This is a genomic window from Streptomyces sp. NPDC031670 (genome assembly GCF_055580545.1).
Genome location: NZ_JBVILC010000023.1, coordinates 1 through 21,092 on the forward strand (window position 1 = coordinate 1; position 21,092 = coordinate 21,092).

A 21,092-nucleotide genomic window follows, 5' to 3' on the forward strand; every position below is an offset into this window, starting at 1 on the left:
TCAGGGGTACACCGGTGTTTCCGGTATCTCCCGTGTTTGGGGGGGGGGGGGGTGGGGGGGGGGGGTAGGGAAAAAAGGGGGGGGGGGGGGGGGGGGGGGGGCCCCCCCCCCCCCCCCCCCCGCCTCGGGGCGCGACGCCTGTTACACGTCGGCCATCCGCGGCATCTCGCCCTGCTTCTTCTGGAGGTCGATCACCGAGAACGCGGCCCCCTGCGGGTCGCTGAGCGCCGCGAACCTGCCGAAGGGCGTGTCCATCGGCCCGAACCGCAGCACCCCGCCCCGCTTGGTCGCCTTCGCCACCGCGCTGTCGCAGTCGGGGACCGTGAAGTACACGTTCACGTACGACGGGATCTCGGGCGGGAAATCGTCCGTCATCCTCATACGGCCCAGGGCCATCTCGTCACCCACGCTGAAGACCCGGAAGTCCGCCGCGTCGTCCTGCATCTGCTTGGCGCCGTACGGAAACACCGCGGGCAGGAACGTGTCGAGCTTCGCCGGGTCGCGGGTGAAGAACTCGGCCCAGCAGTACGCCCCGGGCACCGCCTTGGCCTCGAAGCCCTCGTGGCTGCCCGCCTGCCAGACGCCGAAGACCGCCCCGCTGGGCTCGCGGGCGATCGCCAACGACCCGAAGCCGCCGACCTGCATCGGCTCCATCAGCACCTCACCGCCGTTGTCCTTGATCTTCTTCGCGGTGGCGGCGACATCGGGCGACGCGAGGTAGAGACACCACGCCGACTGCCCCTCCTGGCCCGGCATCGGCGGTACGACGGCCGCCACCGCCTTGCCGTTCGCGTACGCCTGGGTGTAGTCGCCGTACTGCGACGCCGCCTCGCCGAACGTCCAGCCCAGTACGTCACCGTAGAAGCTCTTCGCTCCCTCGACATCGGTGAACATCGCATCGACCCAGCACGGAGTGCCCTCTGGTTCTGCGGCCATGACTGTGCTCTCTCCTGTGTGACGACGGCCCCTGTGCCACGCTAGCCAGGCGTACGCCACCCCGCGCGCCGAGTGCTTCCGCGCGCCGGAGCGCGGACGACGGGAGCGGTCCGGGCGGGTGACGGGACCGGACGCCGGGCAGGTAAGCGGTCACGGATCCTGGCGGGGCGGGACGACTCGGGCGTAGCGTGGCCCGACGCTGGCGCACAGCGACCTACAGGGGGCGTGTGACCTCATGGACAAGCCGGTCTGGCAGTTCTCGGACGACCGCGGGCAGACGGTGACGGCGGCGCGGGTCCCCTCCCGGGTGACCGCTTACATCCAGGCCGGAGCCACGCTCTGGGACCACGGCGTCGGCCCCGGAGCCGTCTTCGGCTCCTTCCACGACGGGCCCGCCCCCGACCACGCCAAAGCGGGCGGGCTGCCTCTGAACCGCCTGCGCTACCTGGGTGCGGGCGCCACCCTCGACCTCGACGCACTGCTCCAGGGCACACCCGACCTCTTCGTGGCCGTCAGCTATGGAGGCGGCCAGGTCTACGGCCTCGACCCCGAGACGGCCAAACACCTGGAGGAACACGTTCCGGTGGTTGTCATCGACATCGGACACTCACGTTCGCTGGCGGAGATCAGGAACCGCTTCGCCGACCTCGCACGCACCCTGGGCGGCGACCGCCGCCGCGAGGACGACGCCCGCCTCCTGGAAGCGGCCCAGCGCCGACTGCGCGCGGTGACGGCCGCCACGCGCGCGGGGACGGAGCCCGCGGGCAGCCCCCGCGTACTCGCCCTCTCACCCGCCGGAACCGACCAGGTCCATGTGGCCCGTCCCCATGCCTGGCCGGAGCTGCGCGCCCTGACCGAACACGGCGTGCACCTGGTGGAGCCGCCCGCCGCGAGCGGCGCGAACTGGACCACGCTCACCTGGAAGGAGACCGCCGCCCTGCCCGCCGAGATCCTGCTGTGCGACGTACGGGTGAACGCCACCCCCGTGGAGCGGCTGCGCGCCGACGCCCACTGGCAGGCCATCGAGGACCGCGCGCGCGTGCTGCCCTGGAACCCCGAAGCGCCGTGCAGCGCACCGGCCCACGCCCGGTTCTTCGCCCGCGTGGCCGACGCCGTGGACCTGGCCACCGCACGTTAGTACGCCCCGGTCCGGACAACTTCACAGCTCACAGCCGTGTCGGAGTTGGGCTGAACGGGTGAGCGGCGTCATCATGGCCGGATGCAGATACAGCACAGGGGCGAGGTGGTCCGGTGAGCAGGTACGACGTCACCGATGAACAGTGGGAGGGGCTCGCCCAGGTGGTTCCGCTGCGCAGTCGCAACGAGTGGCCCTCCCGCGTGGACCACCGCACCCTCCCCAACGAGTACGCGACCGTCGAGCAGCGCCGCTTCGTCGTGCTGCGCGTCCAGGTCTTCGCGGACGCGCGCGAGGTAGCCGAGTACATGATGGCGCAGACGCCCGTCCTGCTCGATCTGACGAGCGCGGACACCGAAGTCGCCAAGCGCATCCTCGACTTCAGCAGCGGAGTGGTCTTCGGCCTGGGCAGCGGAATGCACCGCGTCGACCGCAACGTCTTCCTCCTGGCCCCCGTGGGCACGGAGGTGGAGGGAATCGCCGAGGCCGTCGTCCCCCACGCGTAGGGCGGTGGCAGCCCCGCGGGCAGCCGTCCCTCGTTCGTAGGAAGGTGACCGAGGCGTAACGGTTCGTCAGATTTCGTCCTCGTACGGTCCGTTCCATGAACGGAACCTGTGACCGGCCCACCGTCACCGAACTGCGGCTCTCCGCCTTCAAGTCGCACCGCGGCGCGGTCTTCCCGCTCGGCCCGCTCACCTTCCTGGCGGGACCGAGCGGCAGCGGCAAGTCCAGCGTCCTCCAGGCGTACGAGGCACTGGCCCGGCTCGGCGCCGGCGCCACCCTCGCCACGGCGTTCCCCGACCCCGCCGGGTGCGTACCCGAACGCGCCGAGGCGGACGCCCAGGGCCGCCGGGGGTTCCGTATCGGCTGCACCGTCGACGGACCCGCCGGGCCCGTCCGCCTCGACCTGGCCGTCCAGGCCGAGCCGGAACTCCGCGTCGTCGGCGAACGTTTGACCAGTGACGGCGACACCCTCCTGTCCACCGCCCTGCGTGACCCGGGCCGCTCCACCGTGCAGGCCGCCTGGCACACCGCCGGAACCGTTCCCGTCACCCGCGCCCCGCTCCCCGACGACCGGCTCGGCACCGCCCTGCTGCCGCTCCGCGTCGCCGGGAAGACCGAAGGGCAGCTGCGGGTCCTCGCCGCCGCCGAACAGGTCGTGGTCGCGCTGCGGTCCGTATTCGCCTGCGACCCCCAGCCGCAGCGCATGCGCGAACCCGTCCTGCCCGGCCAGGGAAGACTGCGGCGCGGCTGCGACAACCTCGCCGAGATCCTCTCCCGCACCGCCGAGGAGTGCACCATCCGGCACGCCCGACTGGTCACCGCAGCCCGCGCGGGCTGCGCCGGCCCGGTCACCGCACTCGCCGCGGAGGAACTGGCCGACGGCACCTTACGGGCGGTGGTGGGCCGGGGCGAGCGGAACCCCACGCCCGTCGCCCGCCTGGGCGAGGGCGAACTGCGCTACCTCGCACTCGCCCTCGTCCTGCTCACCGGCCCCGGCGTGCTCGCCGTCGACACCGTCGCCGAGATCCCCTCCGCCCTGCAGACCCTCACCGTCCTCACCGACGGCTTCGACCGCGGTCTCGACGGACGCCAGGCCCGCGAACTCGTGGCGCTGGCCGCCGAGATGTGCCGACGCGGCCACATCCGCCTCACCGGCACCGTCACGGACGCCGCATGCGCCCGGGGAGTCCCGGGGGTGGCAGTGGTAGACCTGGAACCGTGACCGAACCCGACGTAGCGGGACTCCAGCGCCGACTGGCCGACTTCGCGGCCGTACGCCACTGGCAGCCCTTCCACACTCCCAAGAACCTCGTCTGTGCCCTCAGCGTCGAGGCCTCCGAACTCCTCGAGATCTTCCAGTGGCTGACTCCCGAGCAGTCCGAACGGGTCATGCACGACCCCGAGCGCGCCCACCAGGTGACCGACGAGGTGGCCGACGTCCTCGCCTATCTCCTCCAGCTCTGCCAGGTCCTCGGCATCGACCCGCTGGCCGCGCTCTCCGCCAAGATCGACCGCAACGAACTCCGCTTCCCCGTCCCCGTCGTCCCGCCCGCCCCGCAACCCCCGGCCGGTCCGGAGCGGGCCCAGAACCGCCCCGCCGACGCCAAAACCGCCTCCACCCCTGTGCAAAACCCCGACGAAAGTCCAAACCGTCACTCTTCGGAGTGAGCAAGTTATTCAAAACTGCCTGCTCGTCCACAGATTTCCCAATTCCTCTGGCTTTCCTGGCCCAAGAAGCTCACTCTAGGTAGTGACGGGGAAACGGATCGTCGTATGAACGGGGGCGGCGCATGGACGCGGTACGACTCATCGGGATGAGCAGGTTGGCGCTCGCGGAAAGCACCGCGGCGCTGGAGATCGTCACCGAGGCCTGGCAGGCACAAGCCCTCGCCCAGGCCATCGGAAGTCACCTCGCGGCCACCGGACCGCCCGAACTCAGGGGCGAGGCCCGCGGCCTCAGCGAGACCGGTGGCCGGGGCTGCGGCGTCCTCGACCACCCCGGGCTGCGCATCGGCGGCATCCGAGCCACCCAGCTCTCCGGCATCAGCGACGCCAGACAGACACTGACCGGCCTCGGCGGGCTGCTCGGAGACGTCGGCATGGCCCTCGTCGGCGTCGCCTGCGCCACCGACGAGGAAGGGCTCTACTGGCAGTGCATCGAAGCGATCGACGCCGCCGACGAATCGAGCGACCGGGTCCGCGGAATGCTCCGCAGGCTCACCGTGCGCGAGCAGGAGAGACGGCCGGGCGTCCTGCGCGACTCGACTGCGCGGCCGTCATGAGCGGACGGGAGGCAGCGTGCCGCCACTCACACGCCTCACACGCCCTGGGAGTGGCCCTCCGTCTGACCACCGGCCTCCTGACCCGGCACCCGCTCGGCCGACGACTGCAGATCGGCGTCGAGCTGCGACAGATCCGCGGTCAGCGCCGCCATCAACTCCTCCATCTGCTGCAACAGCCCCTTCGGCGCGCCCTGCTGCTGGGGCATGGACTGGCCGTCCGGCTCCTGTGGCACGGCCTGCTCCGGCACAGCTTCCTGGGACATGAAGGCCTCCTCGGCCCGAGCCCTCCCGTGCGGGTGCGAGGGCGGCGGTTCGGCAGACGCCTCGGCAGTGGCCGCCGGCGCGCGAGCCGGGCGGTCCGGCTCCGCCCGAGCCAACGACCACTCAGCGCCACAGTCACTGGTCAGAGCCCCCGCGGCCCGTCAGGTGGACGATTTTCACCCGACAGGGCAGCCATCGAGCATGCGGCAACGGCCGGGTTGACGACAGTTCGAAGGTGCAGGATGGATGCATGGATCTTCGAATCTTCACGGAGCCCCAGCAGGGCGCCGACTACGACACCCTCCTCACCGTCGCCAAGGCCACCGAAGCCCTCGGATTCGACGCCTTCTTCCGCTCCGACCACTATCTGCGCATGGGCTCCGCCGACGGCCTCCCGGGCCCCACCGACGCCTGGATCACCCTCGCCGGACTCGCCCGCGAGACCAGCCGCATCCGCCTCGGCACCCTGATGACCGCCGGCACCTTCCGCCTCCCCGGCGTCCTCGCCATCCAGGTCGCCCAGGTGGACCAGATGTCCGGCGGACGCGTCGAACTCGGCCTCGGCGCGGGTTGGTTCGAGGACGAGCACAAGGCGTACGGCATCCCCTTCCCCAAGGAGAAGTCCGCGCGCCTGGAGGAACAACTCGCCATCGTCACCGGACTCTGGGCCACCGAGACCGGCAAGACCTTCACCTACGACGGCACCTACTACCAGCTCACCGACTCACCCGCGCTCCCCAAGCCCGCACAGGCCAAGGTGCCGGTCCTGATCGGCGGCCACGGCGCGGTCCGCACCCCACGGCTGGCCGCACAGTACGCCGACGAGTTCAACATCCCGTTCGCCTCCCTGGCCGACAGCGAACGGCAGTTCAACCGGGTGCGCACCGCCGCCCAGAGCGCCGGACGCAACCCCGACGACCTGGTGTACTCCAACGCCCTGGTCGTCTGCGTAGGAAAGAACGACGCTGAAGTGGCGCGCCGGGCGGCTGCCATCGGAAGGGACGTGGAAGAGCTCAAGGCGAACGGACTGGCGGGCTCACCCGCCGAAGTGGTGGAGAAGATCGGCGCGTACGAGGCGATCGGCTCGTCCCGGATCTACCTGCAGGTCCTGGATCTGGACGACCTCGACCACCTCGAACTGATCTCCTCCCAGGTCCAGTCCCAGCTGAACGGGGCCTGACCGTGCGGCCCGCCCGTCCATTGGCCGAGGCGCTGTCCACGCGAACGGTGGTCCTCGACGGCGGCCTGTCCAACCAGCTGATGGCCCAGGGCTGTGACTTGAGCGACCCGCTCTGGACCGCACGACTGCTCGCCGATGCCCCCGGGCAGATCGAGGCCGCACACGAGGCGTATGTACGGGCGGGCGCGCGGGTACTGATCACCTCCAGCTATCAGGCGACCTACGAGGGCTTCGCGCACCGGGGAGTGCCCCGCCGTGAGGCGACGGCGCTGCTTGCCCGAAGCGTGGAGCTGGCCAGAAGGGCAGGGGAGAGGGCGGGGGCGGGGGGAGGGGAGGGGGAGCCCCCCGAAGCCGAAGTCTGGGTCGCCGCCTCCCTCGGCCCCTACGGTGCCTTCCTGGCCGACGGCAGCGAGTACCGGGGCCGGTACGGGCTGACGGTCAAGGAGCTGGAGCGCTTCCACCGCCCCCGCGTCGAGACCTTGGCCGCGGCGGGCCCGGACGTCTTCGCACTGGAAACCGTGCCCGACACCGACGAGGCCGAGGCGTTGCTGAGGGCGGTCGAAGGGTGCGGGGTGCCGGTGTGGCTGTCGTACAGCGTGGAGGGGGAACGGACGAGGGCGGGCCAGCCGCTGGAGGACGCGTTCGCGCTGGCGGCGGGTGTGGACCAGGTGATTGCCGTGGGGGTGAACTGCTGTACTCCCGCCGACGCGGACCACGCCGTGGAGCTCGCGGCGTCCGTCACCGGCAAGCCTGTGGTGGCCTATCCCAACAGTGGTGAGCAGTGGGACGCGCAGGCCCGGTCGTGGAGGGGTGGCGCGACGTTCGACCCGTCCCGCGTCCAGGCCTGGCAGGCCGGGGGTGCCCGTCTGGTGGGCGGCTGCTGCCGGGTGGGGCCGGCGGAGATCGCCCGGCTGGCGGGGTTCCTGTCGCAAACGGAATGAGGGGTCCGGGCGAACCACCCCGCTCGGGCTCTGCGCCCCGCGCCCCCTCAGGACGACCCAGCTGGAACCCTGCCCCCACTACCCACTCCCCCCAGCAGAAAATGCCTGGTAGAAGCCACAGATACCGGGCGATACTCAACGCGTGTTCCTGACAATCACCACGACCGGTACCCCCGAACGCCCCGCCACCGACCTCGGTTTTCTGCTGCACAAGCATCCCGGGAAGGCGCAGGCGTTCTCCACGGCGCAGGGCACCGCGCACGTCCTCTACCCCGAGGCGACGGCCGAGCGCTGCACGGCCGCGCTGCTCCTGGAGGTGGATCCGGTGGCGCTGGTGCGGCGGGGCAAGGGCAAGGGCCGTGGCGGAGCTCCCGATTCCGCGCTGGCGCAGTACGTCAACGACCGCCCGTACGCGGCGTCGTCGCTGATGTCCGTCGCGCTGAGCACCGTCTTCAAGAGTGCGCTGCGCGGGGTGTGCAACGTGCTGCCGGAGCGGGCCGAGGCGCCGTTGCCGCTGCGGATCGAGGTGCCCGCGCTGCCCGCGCGCGGCGGTGCCGAGCTCGTGCACAAGCTGTTCGGGCCGCTGGGCTGGACCTCGGTCGCGGCGGAGCCCGTCGTGCTGGACGAGGAGTTCCCGGAGTGGGGCGAGTCCCGTTACGTACGGCTCGTACTGGAAGGGGAGCTGCGGCTCGCCGACGCACTGCGGCAGTTGTACGTACTGCTGCCGGTGCTGGACGACGCCAAGCACTACTGGGTCGCGCCGGATGAGGTCGACAAGCTGCTGCGCGCGGGCGACGGCTGGCTGGCCGACCACCCCGAGCAGAAGTTGATCACCAGCCGGTATCTGTCCCGGCGCTGGGGGCTGACCCGGCAGGCGATGGAGCGGCTCGAACTGGTGCGGCTGGCCGAGGCCGACGACATCGCGGTCGAGGCGATCGACAACGCGGTGGACGAGATGAGCGACACCGAGGAACGCCCCGTGCCGCTGGCCGTGATGCGGCGTGAGGCCATCCTGACGGCGCTGGCCGAGGCCGGGGCGAGCCGGGTGCTCGACCTGGGCTGCGGCCAGGGCCAGTTGCTGCAGGAGCTGCTGAAGGACGTCCGGTTCACCGAGATCGTGGGTGTGGACGTGTCGATGCGCGCTTTGACGATCGCCGCGCGCCGGCTTCGCCTGGAGCGGATGGGCGAGCGGCAGGCCGGGCGGATCACGCTGACGCAGGGCTCGCTCGCGTACACGGACAAGCGGCTCAAGGGGTACGACGCGGCCGTGCTCAGCGAGGTGATCGAGCATCTCGACCTGCCCAGGCTGCCCGCACTGGAGTACGCGGTGTTCGGCGCGGCGCGCCCGCGAACGGTGATCGTGACGACGCCGAACGTGGAGTACAACGTGCGCTGGGAGTCGCTGCCGGCCGGGCATGTGCGCCACGGTGACCACCGCTTCGAGTGGACGCGCGCGGAGTTCCGCGACTGGGCCGTGTCGGTGGCCGAACGGCATGGGTACGGGGTCGAGTTCGTGCCCGTGGGGCCGGACGACGCCGAGGTGGGGCCGCCCACGCAGATGGCCGTGTTCGAGATGACCAAGACCGCGAAGGAGGCGAACGCCGCATGAACACCGAGGACGAGCCCACGAATGCCTCCGAACCAACGAACCGCTCCGAGTCCACGAACCGCACCCACACCGCGTCCGGTGCCATCAGCGCCGAGCCCACGAACGCCTTCGAGTCCACGAACGCCTCCGAGCCCACGATCAGCTCCGAGCCCACAAACCGCTCCGGGCCCGCGAACCGCACCCACACCGCGGCCGGTGCCACCAGCGCCGAGACGGACCCGGAGACCGTAAGCGTCCCGCGGACCGAGGAGGGAACCCCGGCCGCAGCCCAGCCTCCCACCGCAGCCCAGCCTCCCGCCGCGGTCCGGCCTCCCGCCCCGATCCAGCCCCCGGCCCCCAAGCGCACCCTCCCCGTCCCCGACCTCTCCCTCGTCGTCCTCATCGGCGCCACCGGATCGGGCAAGTCCACTTTCGCCCGTCGGCACTTCAAGCCCACCGAGGTCCTCTCGTCCGACTTCTGCCGCGGTCTGGTGGCCGACGACGAGAACGACCAGGGCGCCAGCGGTGACGCGTTCGACGTCCTCCACTACATCGCGTGCAAGCGGCTCGCGGCCGGGCGGCTGACGGTGGTGGACGCCACCAGCGTGCAGGTGGAGAGCCGCAGGCAACTGGTCCAGCTGGCCAGGGAGCACGACGTGCTGCCGGTGGCCATCGTTCTGGACCTGCCCGAGGAGGTCTGCGCCGCCCGCAACGCGGCTCGGCCCGACCGTGCCGGCATGCCCCGTCAGGTCATCGCGCGCCACCGCCGTGAGCTGCGGCGTTCGCTGCGGGGACTGGAGCGTGAGGGGTTCCGCAAGGTCCATGTGCTGCGCTCCGAGGCCGAGGTGGACAGCGTCGAGATCGCCATCGAGCGGCGCTACAACGACCTCACCCACCTCACCGGTCCTTTCGACATCATCGGTGACATCCACGGCTGCCGCTCCGAGTTGGAGACGCTGCTGGTCAAGCTGGGTTACGTGGATGGCGCGCACCCCGAGGGCCGTACGGCGGTCTTCGTCGGCGACCTCGTCGACCGCGGGCCCGACAGCCCGGGCGTGTTGCGGCGCGTGATGAAAATGGTGGCCGATGGTAACGCTCTGTGTGTTGCCGGGAACCATGAGAACAAGCTCGGACGTTATCTGGGTGGCAAGAAGGTCCAGCGCACCCATGGACTGGCGGAGACCATCGAGCAGTTGGACAGGGAGGACGATGGATTCAAGGAACAGGTGAAGGAGTTCATCGACGGGCTCGTCAGCCACTATGTGCTCGACGGCGGCAAGCTGGTCGTCTGTCACGCGGGTCTGCCCGAGAAGTACCACGGGCGTACGTCGGGGCGTGTCCGCTCACACGCTCTGTACGGGGAGACGACCGGCGAGACGGATGAGTTCGGCCTGCCCGTGCGCTACCCCTGGGCCGAGGAGTACCGGGGTCGTGCGGCGGTCGTCTACGGCCACACGCCCGTCCCGAACACATCGTGGATCAACAACACCATCTGTCTGGACACGGGTGCGGTGTTCGGCGGAAGGATGACCGCGCTGCGCTGGCCCGAGCGCGAGCTCGTCGACGTGCCTGCCGAGAAGGTCTGGTACGAGCCGGTCCGTCCGCTGGCCACCGAGGCGCCCGGTGGCCATGACGGACGCCCGCTCGACCTGGCCGATGTGCACGGCCGTCGGGTCGTGGAGACCCGTCAGCTGGGCAATGTGGCCGTCCGCGAGGAGAACGCGGCAGCCGCGCTTGAGGTCATGAGCCGTTTCGCCGTCGATCCGCGGCTGCTGGCGTATCTGCCGCCGACGATGGCGCCGACGGCGACCTCGCGCGCGGCGGCCCGTGGCAGCGGCGGTGACGAGCCCTTCCTGGAGCATCCGGCGGAGGCGTTCGCGCAGTACGCGGCGGACGGCGTCGGGCGGGTCGTGTGCGAGGAGAAGCACATGGGCTCGCGGGCGGTCGCTCTGGTGTGCCGTGACGCCGAGGCAGCGCGTGAGCGGTTCGGGGTGGAGGGGCCGACGGGCGCTCTGCACACCCGCACAGGTCGCCCGTTCTTCGACGACGCGGCTGTCACCGAGGAGGTCCTAGGCCGGCTGCGGGCGGCCGTGTCCGCGGCCGGGCTGTGGGACGAGTTCGGTACGGACTGGCTGCTGCTCGACGCCGAGCTGATGCCGTGGTCGCTGAAGGCCGCGGGGCTGCTGCGGTCGCAGTACGCGGCGGTGGGTGCCGCGTCCGGGGCGGTCTTCCCGGGTGCCCTCGGGGCTCTGGAGGCGGCGGCGGAGCGCGGTGTGGAGGTGGCGGGGCTGCTGTCGCGTCAGCGTGAGCGGGCGCGGGACGCGGCGGCGTTCACCGAGGCGTACCGGCGCTACTGCTGGACCACGGACGGACTGGAGGGGGTACGGCTCGCTCCGTTCCAGCTGTTGGCCGTCCAGGGGCGCAGCCTGGCCGGGGTGCCGCACGACGAGCAGTTGGCGTGGCTGGACCGTCTGGTGGAGCACGACCCGACGGGTCTGCTTCAGGTCACCCGGCGTCTGGTCGTCGACACCGGCGACGAGGCGTCCGTGCGGGCGGGTGTCGACTGGTGGCTGGAGCTGACCGGTGCGGGCGGCGAGGGCATGGTGGTCAAGCCGTTGCAGGCGCTGGCGCGGGACGGCCGGGGCCGTCTGGTGCAGCCCGGTATCAAGGTGCGCGGACGCGAGTATCTGCGGATCATCTACGGTCCGGAGTACACGCGCCCGGAGAATCTGGAGCGGCTGCGGCAGCGGTCGCTGGGCCACAAGCGTTCGCTGGCGCTGCGGGAGTACGCGCTGGGTCTGGAGGCGCTCGACCGGCTGGCGGCGAGAGAGCCGCTGTGGCGGGTCCACGAGGCGGTCTTCGCGGTCCTGGCCCTGGAGTCGGAGCCGGTGGACCCCAGGCTGTAATGCCTCGGGCTGTGACGCCCCGAGCGTGATGCCCAGGCCGTGGCGCCCCGGGGGCGGAGTCGTGCGGTTCCGCGGCTCCGCCCCCGGGTGCCGGGTGCCGTTTCCGGCTGGGACGCAAGCGGCCGGTTCACCGGGTGAGGGCGCTGCCGGCGGGACAGGATGGAAGCATGGGATTCCATGTCGACTCCGAGACCGGGCGGCTGCGCCGCGTCATCCTGCACCGCCCCGATCTGGAGCTGAAGCGGCTCACTCCGAGCAACAAGGACGCTCTCCTCTTCGACGACGTGCTCTGGGTGCGCAGGGCCCGCCAGGAGCACGACGGCTTCGCGGACGTGCTGCGCGACCGCGGGGTCAAGGTGCACCTCTTCGGCGATCTGCTGCGCGAGTCGCTGGCCATCCCGCAGGCGAGACGGCTGGTCCTGGACCGGGTCTTCGACGAGAAGGAGTACGGGCCGCTGGCCACCGGGCATCTGCGTGAGGTCTTCGAGGAGCTGCCCGCCGCGGAGCTGGCGGAGGCACTCGTGGGCGGGATGACCAAGCGGGAGTTCCTGGAGCGTCACGCGGAGCCGGTGTCCGTGCGGTTCCATGCCATGGACCTGGACGACTTCCTGCTGGGCCCGCTGCCCAACCACCTGTTCACCCGTGACACCTCCGCCTGGATCTACGACGGTGTGTCCATCAACGCGATGCGCTGGCCGGCCCGGCAGCGCGAGACGGTTCACTTCGAGGCGATCTACCGCCACCATCCGCTCTTCGCCGGCCCGGGGGCCGGGCCCTTCCACACCTGGTCGGAGGGGCAGAGCGACTACCCCTCGACCATCGAGGGCGGAGACGTGCTGGTGATCGGCAATGGCGCGGTGCTCATCGGGATGAGCGAGCGGACGACTCCGCAGGCCGTGGAGATGCTGGCGCGCGGGCTGTTCGCGGCCGGGTCCGCCCGCACGATCGTGGCGCTGGACATGCCCAAGCGCAGGGCGTTCATGCACCTCGATACGGTGATGACGATGGTCGACGGAGAAACCTTTACTCAGTACGCCGGGCTCGGCATGCTCCGCTCGTACACGATCGAGCCGGGCGCCGGTGAGCAGGACCTGAAGGTGACCGACCATCCGCCGGAGCACATGCACCGGGCCATAGCGGCTGCCCTCGGGCTGGACGGCATCCGGGTGCTGACGGCCACCCAGGACGTGCACGCCGCGGAGCGCGAGCAGTGGGACGACGGCTGCAACGTGCTGGCGGTCGAGCCGGGTGTGGTGGTGGCGTACGAGCGCAATGTGACCACCAACACGCATCTGCGCAAGCAGGGCATCGAGGTGATCGAGATCCCCGGCAGCGAGCTGGGGCGGGGGCGGGGCGGGCCGCGGTGCATGAGCTGTCCGGTGGAGCGCGATGCCGTATAGTGATGCGTTCCATCGTATAGACTTACAGTGTTTCCGCCTTCCGTCACCCAGGAGCAGTCACCATGGCGACAGACCTCGCAGGCCGCCACTTCCTCAAGGAGCTGGACTTCACCGCCGAGGAGTTCCGTGCTCTGGTGGGTCTGGCAGCCGAGCTCAAGGCCGCCAAGAAGGCGGGCGCCGAGGTGCAGCGGCTGCGTGGGCGGAACATCGCGTTGATCTTCGAGAAGCCGTCGACGCGTACGAGGTGCTCCTTCGAGGTGGCGGCTGCCGACCAGGGCGCCTCCACCACGTACATCGACCCCGCCGGATCGCACATCGGCAAGAAGGAGTCGGCCCGGGACACCGCGCGGGTGCTCGGGCGGATGTTCGACGCGATCCAGTTCCGCGGGGACGCCCAGGAGACGGTCGAGACCCTCGCCGCGCACGCGGGCGTGCCGGTCTACAACGGCCTCACCGACGCCTGGCATCCCACCCAGATGCTCGCGGACGTGCTCACCATGACCGAGCACACCGACAAGCCCCTGGAGCGGACGGCCTTCGCGTATCTGGGTGACGCCCGGTACAACATGGGCAACTCCTACCTGGTCACGGGCGCGCTGCTCGGGATGGACGTACGGATCGTGGCGCCCAGGGCGTACTGGCCGGCCGAGGACGTCGTCGCCCTCGCGCGGCGGGCGGCCGAGCGGAGCGGGGCCCGTGTCACCCTCACCGAGGACATCGCGCAAGGCGTGGCGGGCGCGGACTTCGTCGCCACCGACGTCTGGGTGTCGATGGGCGAGCCCGCGGAGATCTGGGCGGAGCGGATCAAGGCGCTGGCGCCCTACGCCGTGACCATGGACGTGCTGCGGGCGACCGGCAACGCGGACGTGAAGTTCCTGCACTGCCTGCCCGCCTTCCACGACCTCGGTACGGCCGTCGCCCGGGAGATTCACGAGCGGTACGGGCTGGCCGAGCTGGAGGTCACCGACGAGGTCTTCGAGTCCGCGCACTCGGTCGTCTTCGACGAGGCCGAGAACCGTCTGCACACCATCAAGGCGGTCATGGTCGCGACCCTCGCGGAAGCTCCGGCAGCGGTGGCCGCGCCGGGAGCGTGAACCACACCGCCTTGCCGTGCGCGGTGGGGCGGTGGCCGCAGGCCGAACTCAGGGTGCGGATCAGCAGCAGACCCCGGCCGTGCTCCTGCCAAGGGTCGGGTTCGTCGCGCGGCGTCGGAGCGCCCAGGTCGCCCGGCGGCAGCGGGGAGCGGTCGTGCACCTCGACATGGCAGCCCGCCTCGACCAGCTCGACGACCAGCTCGATGGGCTGGTCGGCGGCGGTGTGCTCGACGGCGTTGGCCACCAGTTCGGCGGTGAGCAGTTCGGCGGTGTCGCTGTCGGCGGGGGCGTCGATGTCCGCGAGCGCGGTACGGATCAGGGCGCGGGCGATGGGGACGGCGGCGTTGGTGTGGGGGAGCGGGATACGCCAGGAGGTCGGGGCGCCGGCCGGTTCGCGGGCGGCACCGGGGGGGTCGGGCACGGCGGGGGTTTCCGTTTCGGTCGCGTGGAGTCGTCCGGGGCGCGGGGGAACGCGGGACGCTACTACTCCCTTCAACTTTACGAACCCGGGCAAGCGGCGGATAGAGACCACGGCGGTCGTGACAGGGACATGTAAGCCGGATCGGAGCCGTGTCCCGCGTCCGCACTGCGCGCCGCCCCTCCCTGCCCCGGTGGCGGGGCGGGTCGAGGGCTCGTATGTCCCTCCGGCCGCCCTCCTCGCATCCCTCGCGCCGGCTCTCCGTATCGCGCTCTCGTGACGGCAGTCACACAGGGGTGATACCTTCGAAGGGCAGGCATCTGGCAGCCCGCCGAGGAGGCCGCACTCCATGAGCCCGTTCCCCAGCTCCGCACCCCGCACCGAAAACTGGCGCCACCTGCGGCTTTCCGTGGAGGACGGGGTGGCCACCGTCACCCTGGCCCGTCCCGAGAAGCTCAACGCGCTCACCTTCGGCGCCTACGCCGACCTCCGCGATCTGCTCGCCGAGCTCTCCCGGGAGCGGGCCGTGCGCGCCCTGGTGCTCGCGGGCGAGGGGCGCGGATTCTGCTCCGGTGGCGATGTCGACGAGATCATCGGCGCGACGCTCTCCATGGACACCGCCCAGCTGCTCGACTTCAACCGGATGACCGGGCAGGTCGTACGGGCCGTGCGCGAATGCCCCTTCCCGGTGATCGCGGCCATCCATGGTGTCGCCGCCGGTGCGGGCGCGGTCCTGGCGCTGGCCGCCGACTTCCGGATCGCCGACCCCACCGCGCGGTTCGCCTTCCTCTTCACCAAGGTCGGCCTCTCCGGCGGCGACATGGGGGCGGCCTATCTGCTGCCTCGTGTCGTCGGGCTCGGTCACGCCACCCGGTTGCTGATGCTCGGCGAGCCGGTCCGCGCGCCCGAGGCCGAACGCATCGGTCTGCTCAGTGAGCTCACCGGCGAGGGGCAGGCCGACGCGCGCGCCGCCGAGCTCGCCCGCCACCTCGCTGCCGGGCCCGCCCTCGCGCACGCCCAGACCAAGGCGCTGCTGACCGCCGAACTCGACATGCCGCTCGCCGCCGCCGTCGAACTCGACGCCGCCACTCAGGCCCTGCTGATGAACGGGCAGGACTACGCCGAGTTCCACGCCGCCTTCACCGAGAAGCGGCCCCCCAAGTGGCAGGGGCGCTGAGCCGTGCCCGGGCCCCGGGACAGCGGCCCCGGCCCCGTCGGACGGCCGCAGCGGATCGCGGTCATCGGCGGCGGCCCGGGCGGGCTGTACGCCGCAGCACTGCTCAAACGGCTCCGCCCCGACCGCGAGATCACCGTCTGGGAGCGCAACGCCCCCGATGACACCTTCGGTTTCGGAGTCGTCCTCTCCGACGAGACCCTCGGCGGGATCGAACACGCCGACCCGGTGGTGTACGAGGCGCTGAAGGCCGAGTTCGTCCGATGGGACGACATCGACATCGTCCACCGGGGCCGCACCCTCACCTCCGGCGGGCACGGCTTCGCCGCGCTCGGCCGACGCAGACTCCTGGAGATCCTGCACCAGCGCTGCCGCGCGCTCGGCGTGGACCTGCGCTTCCGTACCGAGGCGCCGCCCGCCGCCGAACTCGCCACCGAGTACGACCTGGTCATCGCGGCCGACGGCGTGCACAGCGCCACCCGCCAGGCGCACGCCGAGCACTTCGCGCCCCGTATCACCGGCCACCGCTGCCGCTACATCTGGCTGGCCGCCGACTTCGCCTTCGACTCCTTCCGCTTCGAGATCGCCGAGACCGAGCACGGCGTGATGCAACTGCACGGCTATCCGTTCTCCGCCGGCTCCTCCACGGTCATCGTCGAGATGCGCGAGGAGGTGTGGCGGACCGCCGGGTTCGACGAGCTCGGTGAGCAGGGCTCGGTCGACCGCTGCGCCAAGATCTTCGCGGACGCCCTGGGCAACCGGCCGCTACGGAGCAACAACTCCTCCTGGACCGTCTTCCGTACCGTCGTCAACGCCCACTGGTCCCACGGCCGCACCGTGCTCCTCGGGGACGCCGCCCACACCGCGCACTTCTCCATCGGCTCCGGCACCAAACTCGCCGTCGAGGACGCCCTCGCGCTCGCCGCCTGCGTGGAGGAGCAGCCCCTTCTGGCGGACGCCCTCGCCGCGTACGAGCGGGAGCGCCGGCCCGTCGTCGAGTCAACCCAGCGCGCGGCAGCCGCCAGCCTGCGCTGGTTCGAGGAGCTGGCGCTCTACCTCGGCCAGCCGCCCCGGCAGTTCGCCTTCAACCTGCTCACCCGCAGCCGCCGGGTCACCCACGACAACCTCCGGCTGCGCGACCCCGGCTTCACCGGCGCCGTCGAGCGCGACTTCCCCTGCCCTCCCGGCACGCCTCCGATGTTCACCCCCTTCCGGCTGCGCGGACTTCAGCTGCGCAACCGTGTCGTCGTCTCCGCCATGGACATGTACTCCGCCGAGGACGGACTCCCCGGCGACTTCCACCTCGTCCACCTCGGCGCCCGGGCCCTCGGCGGCGCGGGCCTGGTCATGACCGAGATGGTGTGCGTGAGCGCCGAGGGCCGCATCACTCCGGGGTGCACCGGTCTCTACACCCCCGAGCAGGCGAAGGCCTGGCGCCGGGTCACCGACTTCGTGCACCGGCGGGCGCCCGGCACCGCCATCGGTGTCCAGCTCGGCCACTCCGGGCGCAAGGGCTCGACCAAGCTCATGTGGGAGGGCATCGACGAGCCGCTCGACGACGGTAACTGGCCCCTCGCCGCCGCCTCGCCCCTGCCCTACCGCCCCGGCGTCAACCAGGTCCCGCACGCGCTCGACCGCGCGGGTCTCACCGACATCCGCGAGCAGTTCGCCGCGGCGGCCCGGCGGGCCGCCCGCTGCGGTTTCGACCTGCTCGAACTCCACTGCGCCCACGGCTACTTGCTGTCGGGGTTCCTGTCCCCTCTCACCAACCAACGCACGGACGCCTACGGGGGTTCCCTCGCCAACCGGCTGCGTTTCCCGCTGGAGGTTTTCGACACGCTGCGGGACATCTGGCCGCCCGACCGGCCGATGACCGTCCGCATCTCCGCGACCGACTGGGCGCCCGGCGGCACCACCGCCGAGGAGTCCGTCGAGATCGCGCGGGCGTTCGCCGCCCACGGCGCCGACGCCATCGACGTGTCCACCGGCCAGGTCGTCCCGGACGAGCGGCCCGAGTTCGGCCGCTCCTACCAGACCCCGTACGCCGACCGGATCCGCAACACACTCGGCGTGCCCGTCATCGCGGTCGGGGCGATCTCCTCCTGGGACGACGTGAACTCGCTGCTGCTCGCGGGGCGCGCCGACCTCTGCGCCCTCGCCCGGCCCCATCTCTACGATCCGCACTGGACCCTGCACGCCGCCGCCGAGCAGGACTACACGGGACCCGGGGCACCCTGGCCGGCGCCGTACCGAGCGGGCAGCCGCAGACCTCCCACCGGCCGCACGGACGCGCCCCGGCCACGGCTCACACTGAACTGAGTCGGCGTGAGCCACGGCTCGCGGAAAAAATGATGCCCCCATGGGAACCATAGGGACCGCCGGTAAGTTTCTACAGTGTTGTAGAAGTTGCTACCGAGAACCGATGGAGACCTCATGGCCCTGTGGGACCGCTTCAAGGAGTCCGCGTCGACCATGCAGACGCAGTTGCTCGCCAAGAAGAACGATCTGAAGAGCGGTGCGTTCCGGGACGCCGCCATGGCCATGTGCGCCCTGGTCGCCGCGGCCGACGGCACCGTGGACCCGTCCGAGCGGCGCCGCGTCGCCCAGCTCATCTCCACCAACGAGGTGCTCCAGAACTTCCCCGCGGACGACCTCCAGCGCCGCTTCGACGACTATCTGGACAAGCTGGCGGCCGACTTCGACTTCGGCAAGGTCAGCGTGTTGCAGGAGGTCGCCAAGGCCAGGAAGAAGCCCGCCGAGGCGCGCGCGGTGGTCCAGATAGGCATCGTCATCGGCGGCGCGGACGGCGACTTCGACAAGAAGGAGCAGGCCGTCGTGCGCGAGGCCTGCTTCGCGCTCGGGCTGGCACCGGCCGAGTTCGACCTGTAGGAGCGGCCGACGGCGTGCGCGGGGCCGCCCTCCGCAGCGACCCTCCGCAGCGACCCGTCACAGGGACCTGTCACAGGGGCCCGGCACAATGGCCCGGCACAGGGCCCCGGCACAGTGGCCCGTCACAGCGCCGTCGCGGCCCTCAGCACCGTGAAGAGGGTCACGGTCGCGTTCGCCGACGCGAGGGCCGAGGCCGCCGTGCCGCCCGCGGCGGTCCACAGCGCGAGCCCGGCCGCCGTCCACGCGGGCGGCAGCGCGGGAGCGGGCGGCACCGGGCCGAGCAGCGCCGCCACCCGGCGCGGCACCGGGCCGGCCGTCGCGAACCCCACCAGGGCGGTCGTGGTGCCCCGGCCCTTCGTCGCGGGGCCGGCCGCCAGGGCGGCCTTGCCGATGGCCCGCGCCACCGTCCGGCGGTCGCCCACCGCCCGCGCCGCCTCCTCGTCCGCCCAGCGCTCGGCGGTGTAGGCCACGGCGGTGCGCAGCGGGCGCAGAAACGGGTTGGCGCGCGCCGCCAGCCCCGCCACCAGCAGGAAGCGGTGGTGTCCCGCCGTCAGGTGGGCCTCCTCGTGCGCGATCAGCGCCTGCCGTTCGCGCGCGTCGAGACTCGCCAGCATCGCGCGCGACACGACGATCCGCCCGTGCGACCCGGCCGCGCCGCGCCCGCCCGGCAGCGCGTACGCGTAGGCGCGCGCGTCGTCCGGCAGCACGGCCAGCCCGCGCCGGGGCACGGGCAGTCCGGCCAGTGCCCGGGAGGCGCGCGTGCGTACCCGCCGGTGCAGCCACACCAGGTGCGCGCACGCCCCCGCGACCGCTCCCAGGAGGGGGATGGCCGCCCGGCCCACCACCTCGTCGTAGGGCAGCACCGCCCGCACCTCGGGGTCGGCCCACGCGTCGGGCAGCGGATTGCCCGGCAACTGGGCGGTGCCCACCACCATCAGAAGCACCAGGCACAGGGTGCTGCACAGGGCGAGGACGCCGCCGACCGCCGCGAGCAGCCAGGTCGCCGTCCGGGGATGCAGCTGCTGCTCGGCCAGTCGGGCGATCGGCCAGGCGGTCAGGGGCAGGACCAGCGGAAGGAAGACGAACATGCCCACCGGGTCAGTCCCCGCTCTCCGCTTCCGCGCCGTCGAGGAGCGCGCGCAGCAGCCGCTCGTCGTCGGGCGAGAGCGCGGTGACGAAGCTGGCCAGCACCGCGCCCCGGTCGGACTCGCCGTCCAGGACCTTGCGCATCCGCAGCGCCGCGAGCCCGGCCTCGTCGGCCGCCGGGGTCCACACGAACGAACGCCCCGCGCGCTCCCGGGTCACCGACTGCTTGGCGTACAGCCGCGACAGGATGGTCACGACGGTGGTGTACGCGAGCGCCCCGCCGATCCGCTCCCGCACCCAGCCGGCGGTCACCGGGCCCGCCGCGTTCCGCAGCGCGGCCAGGACCTGGGCCTCCAGCTCGCCCTGCCCCCGCCTGCGGGCGCGCCCGTCCTCATCCGTCACCTCGTCATCCTACTGAGGCGAGCGGCGCCGCTCTCAGGCCTCACCCGGCCCCCGCTCGCCCGGCCCCCGCTCGTCCGGCCCCCGTACGAACGCCGCTCCCGCGTCCCGCAGCCGGGCGTGCAGACGGCGGAAGACCTCCGCGGACCGCTCGCCCGGCCAGTCCGGCGGCAGCAGGGCGGCGGGCAGGCCGGGGTCCGCGTACGGCAGGCGGCGCCAGGAGTCCAGGGCGAGCAGATAGTCCCGGTAGGCCTCCTCCGGCGGCACCTCGGGCGAGGTCCGCGCGCGTGCCTCCCAGGTCCGCAGGGCGGGCTCGTGCAGCCCCAGGAACTCCTCGTGCTGCTTGGCGATCGCCGTCAGGTCCCACCACCGGCCCACCGCCTCGGCCGTCGGCGCGAAGCCCAGGTGCTCGCCCTGGAACAGGTCCACGTACGGGGCGAGTTGGAGCCGTTCCAGGGTGTGCCGGGTCTCGTCGTAGAGGCGCGCCGGGGCGATCCACACCCCGGGCGCCGCCGTGCCGAAGCCGAGCCCCGCGAGGCGGGAGCGCAGCACATGGCGCTTGTTCCGCTCGGACTCGGGGACCGAGAAGACGGCCAGGACCCAGCCCTCACGCGCGCGCGGCCGGGCGTGCGGGTAGATGCGGCGGTCGCCGTCGTCGAGCAGCTGGCGCGCGTCGGGTGACAGGGCGTACCCGGCGGCGCCGCTCGCGGTGCGCTCGGGCACCAGGAGCCCGCGCCGTTTGAGGCGGGAGACCGACGACCGCACGGACGGCGCGTCCACGCCCACGGCGGCGAGCAGGCGGATCAGCTCGGCGACCGCGAGGGAGCCGGCCGTCTCGCGCGCGTACGCGCCGTAGAGGGTGACGATCAGGGATCGGGGTGTGTGCTGCTCGGCCACGT

The 21,092-nt window shown here is 71.9% G+C and carries 19 protein-coding genes and 1 pseudogene; 14 read left to right on the forward strand and 6 right to left on the reverse strand.

Annotated features, from left to right (window positions below; genetic code table 11):
* Positions 1-141: 141 nt before the first annotated feature.
* Positions 142-936, reverse strand: a complete 795-nt coding sequence (locus tag ACZ5ID_RS30670; protein WP_468904318.1) for a VOC family protein — start codon at positions 934-936, stop codon at positions 142-144.
* A gap of 235 nt (positions 937-1,171) precedes the next feature.
* On the opposite strand from ACZ5ID_RS30670, the gene ACZ5ID_RS30675 reads away from it, so the two are divergent.
* The 5 genes and pseudogenes from ACZ5ID_RS30675 to ACZ5ID_RS30695 all read left to right on the forward strand — a co-directional run bounded on the left by ACZ5ID_RS30675 (position 1,172) and on the right by ACZ5ID_RS30695 (position 4,857).
* On the forward strand, positions 1,172-2,074 hold the full coding sequence (locus ACZ5ID_RS30675; RefSeq protein WP_468904320.1) for an ABC transporter substrate-binding protein: 903 nt from the start codon (positions 1,172-1,174) through the stop codon (positions 2,072-2,074).
* A gap of 113 nt (positions 2,075-2,187) precedes the next feature.
* Positions 2,188-2,577 (forward strand): cell division protein SepF, encoded by a 390-nt coding sequence (locus ACZ5ID_RS30680; protein ID WP_468904322.1) that lies wholly within the window; start codon positions 2,188-2,190, stop codon positions 2,575-2,577.
* Positions 2,578-2,672: 95 nt separating this feature from the next.
* Positions 2,673-3,797, forward strand: coding sequence for an AAA family ATPase (locus ACZ5ID_RS30685; protein WP_468904325.1), 1,125 nt, complete (start codon positions 2,673-2,675; stop codon positions 3,795-3,797).
* Positions 3,794-4,114 (forward strand): annotated as a pseudogene (locus tag ACZ5ID_RS30690) (nucleotide pyrophosphohydrolase); the annotation flags it as partial. The gene ACZ5ID_RS30685 and the pseudogene ACZ5ID_RS30690, both read left to right, overlap by 4 nt.
* A 251-nt stretch (positions 4,115-4,365) precedes the next feature.
* Positions 4,366-4,857, forward strand: coding sequence for a DUF6099 family protein (locus tag ACZ5ID_RS30695; RefSeq protein ID WP_468904327.1), 492 nt, complete (start codon positions 4,366-4,368; stop codon positions 4,855-4,857).
* Between the two features lie 35 nt (positions 4,858-4,892).
* Here ACZ5ID_RS30695 and ACZ5ID_RS30700 read toward each other — a convergent pair whose 3' ends face one another.
* Positions 4,893-5,120 carry a hypothetical protein gene (locus ACZ5ID_RS30700; RefSeq protein ID WP_468904329.1) on the reverse strand — a complete coding sequence of 76 codons (228 nt, stop codon included), beginning with the start codon at positions 5,118-5,120 and terminating at the stop codon, positions 4,893-4,895.
* 248 nt (positions 5,121-5,368) lie between these two features.
* Here ACZ5ID_RS30700 and ACZ5ID_RS30705 point away from each other — a divergent pair, with 248 nt between their 5' ends.
* From ACZ5ID_RS30705 to argF, 6 genes are all read left to right on the forward strand, one after another.
* A complete protein-coding gene (locus tag ACZ5ID_RS30705) occupies positions 5,369-6,298 on the forward strand; it encodes an LLM class F420-dependent oxidoreductase (RefSeq protein ID WP_468904331.1) in 930 nt (309 codons plus the stop codon).
* A gap of 2 nt (positions 6,299-6,300) precedes the next feature.
* Positions 6,301-7,239: a homocysteine S-methyltransferase gene (gene mmuM, locus ACZ5ID_RS30710; protein WP_468904333.1), complete on the forward strand. Its 939-nt coding sequence runs from the start codon at positions 6,301-6,303 to the stop codon at positions 7,237-7,239.
* A 142-nt stretch (positions 7,240-7,381) separates the two neighbouring features.
* A complete protein-coding gene (locus tag ACZ5ID_RS30715) occupies positions 7,382-8,848 on the forward strand; it encodes a 3' terminal RNA ribose 2'-O-methyltransferase Hen1 (protein WP_468904335.1) in 1,467 nt (488 codons plus the stop codon).
* Positions 8,845-11,733, forward strand: coding sequence for a polynucleotide kinase-phosphatase (locus ACZ5ID_RS30720; RefSeq protein ID WP_468904337.1), 2,889 nt, complete (start codon positions 8,845-8,847; stop codon positions 11,731-11,733). The genes ACZ5ID_RS30715 and ACZ5ID_RS30720 overlap by 4 nt, the downstream gene beginning before the upstream one ends.
* Before the next feature lie 167 nt (positions 11,734-11,900).
* Positions 11,901-13,133: an arginine deiminase gene (locus tag ACZ5ID_RS30725; RefSeq protein WP_468904340.1), complete on the forward strand. Its 1,233-nt coding sequence runs from the start codon at positions 11,901-11,903 to the stop codon at positions 13,131-13,133.
* A gap of 62 nt (positions 13,134-13,195) precedes the next feature.
* Positions 13,196-14,227, forward strand: a complete 1,032-nt coding sequence (gene argF / locus ACZ5ID_RS30730) for an ornithine carbamoyltransferase (RefSeq protein ID WP_468904342.1) — start codon at positions 13,196-13,198, stop codon at positions 14,225-14,227.
* On the opposite strand, the gene ACZ5ID_RS30735 is transcribed toward argF, so the two are convergent.
* Entirely contained in the window at positions 14,172-14,648 is a 477-nt protein-coding gene (locus ACZ5ID_RS30735) for an ATP-binding protein (protein WP_468904344.1), read from the reverse strand. The two genes, argF and ACZ5ID_RS30735, sit on opposite strands and share 56 nt — an antisense overlap.
* Positions 14,649-14,994: 346 nt before the next feature.
* Between ACZ5ID_RS30735 and ACZ5ID_RS30740 the strand changes: the two genes are divergently transcribed.
* The 3 genes from ACZ5ID_RS30740 to ACZ5ID_RS30750 all read left to right on the forward strand — a co-directional run bounded on the left by ACZ5ID_RS30740 (position 14,995) and on the right by ACZ5ID_RS30750 (position 18,708).
* Positions 14,995-15,822: an enoyl-CoA hydratase family protein gene (locus ACZ5ID_RS30740; protein ID WP_468904347.1), complete on the forward strand. Its 828-nt coding sequence runs from the start codon at positions 14,995-14,997 to the stop codon at positions 15,820-15,822.
* Between the two features lie 3 nt (positions 15,823-15,825).
* Positions 15,826-18,138 (forward strand): bifunctional salicylyl-CoA 5-hydroxylase/oxidoreductase, encoded by a 2,313-nt coding sequence (locus ACZ5ID_RS30745; protein WP_468904349.1) that lies wholly within the window; start codon positions 15,826-15,828, stop codon positions 18,136-18,138.
* A 114-nt stretch (positions 18,139-18,252) separates the two neighbouring features.
* Complete coding sequence (locus ACZ5ID_RS30750) at positions 18,253-18,708, forward strand: tellurite resistance TerB family protein (protein ID WP_468904351.1); 456 nt, start codon at positions 18,253-18,255, stop codon at positions 18,706-18,708.
* Between the two features lie 122 nt (positions 18,709-18,830).
* Here ACZ5ID_RS30750 and ACZ5ID_RS30755 read toward each other — a convergent pair whose 3' ends face one another.
* Genes ACZ5ID_RS30755 through ACZ5ID_RS30765 form a run of 3 tightly spaced genes read right to left on the reverse strand, consistent with a single transcriptional unit; the run spans position 18,831 to position 21,090 of the window.
* Entirely contained in the window at positions 18,831-19,802 is a 972-nt protein-coding gene (locus ACZ5ID_RS30755; RefSeq protein ID WP_468904354.1) for a M56 family metallopeptidase, read from the reverse strand.
* A 4-nt stretch (positions 19,803-19,806) separates the two neighbouring features.
* The gene (locus tag ACZ5ID_RS30760) at positions 19,807-20,196 is read right to left on the reverse strand and encodes a BlaI/MecI/CopY family transcriptional regulator (protein ID WP_406554432.1); all 390 of its coding nucleotides are present in this window, start codon (positions 20,194-20,196) and stop codon (positions 19,807-19,809) included.
* A gap of 33 nt (positions 20,197-20,229) precedes the next feature.
* Positions 20,230-21,090, reverse strand: coding sequence for a PaaX family transcriptional regulator (locus ACZ5ID_RS30765; RefSeq protein ID WP_468904358.1), 861 nt, complete (start codon positions 21,088-21,090; stop codon positions 20,230-20,232).
* Positions 21,091-21,092 lie beyond the last annotated feature (2 nt).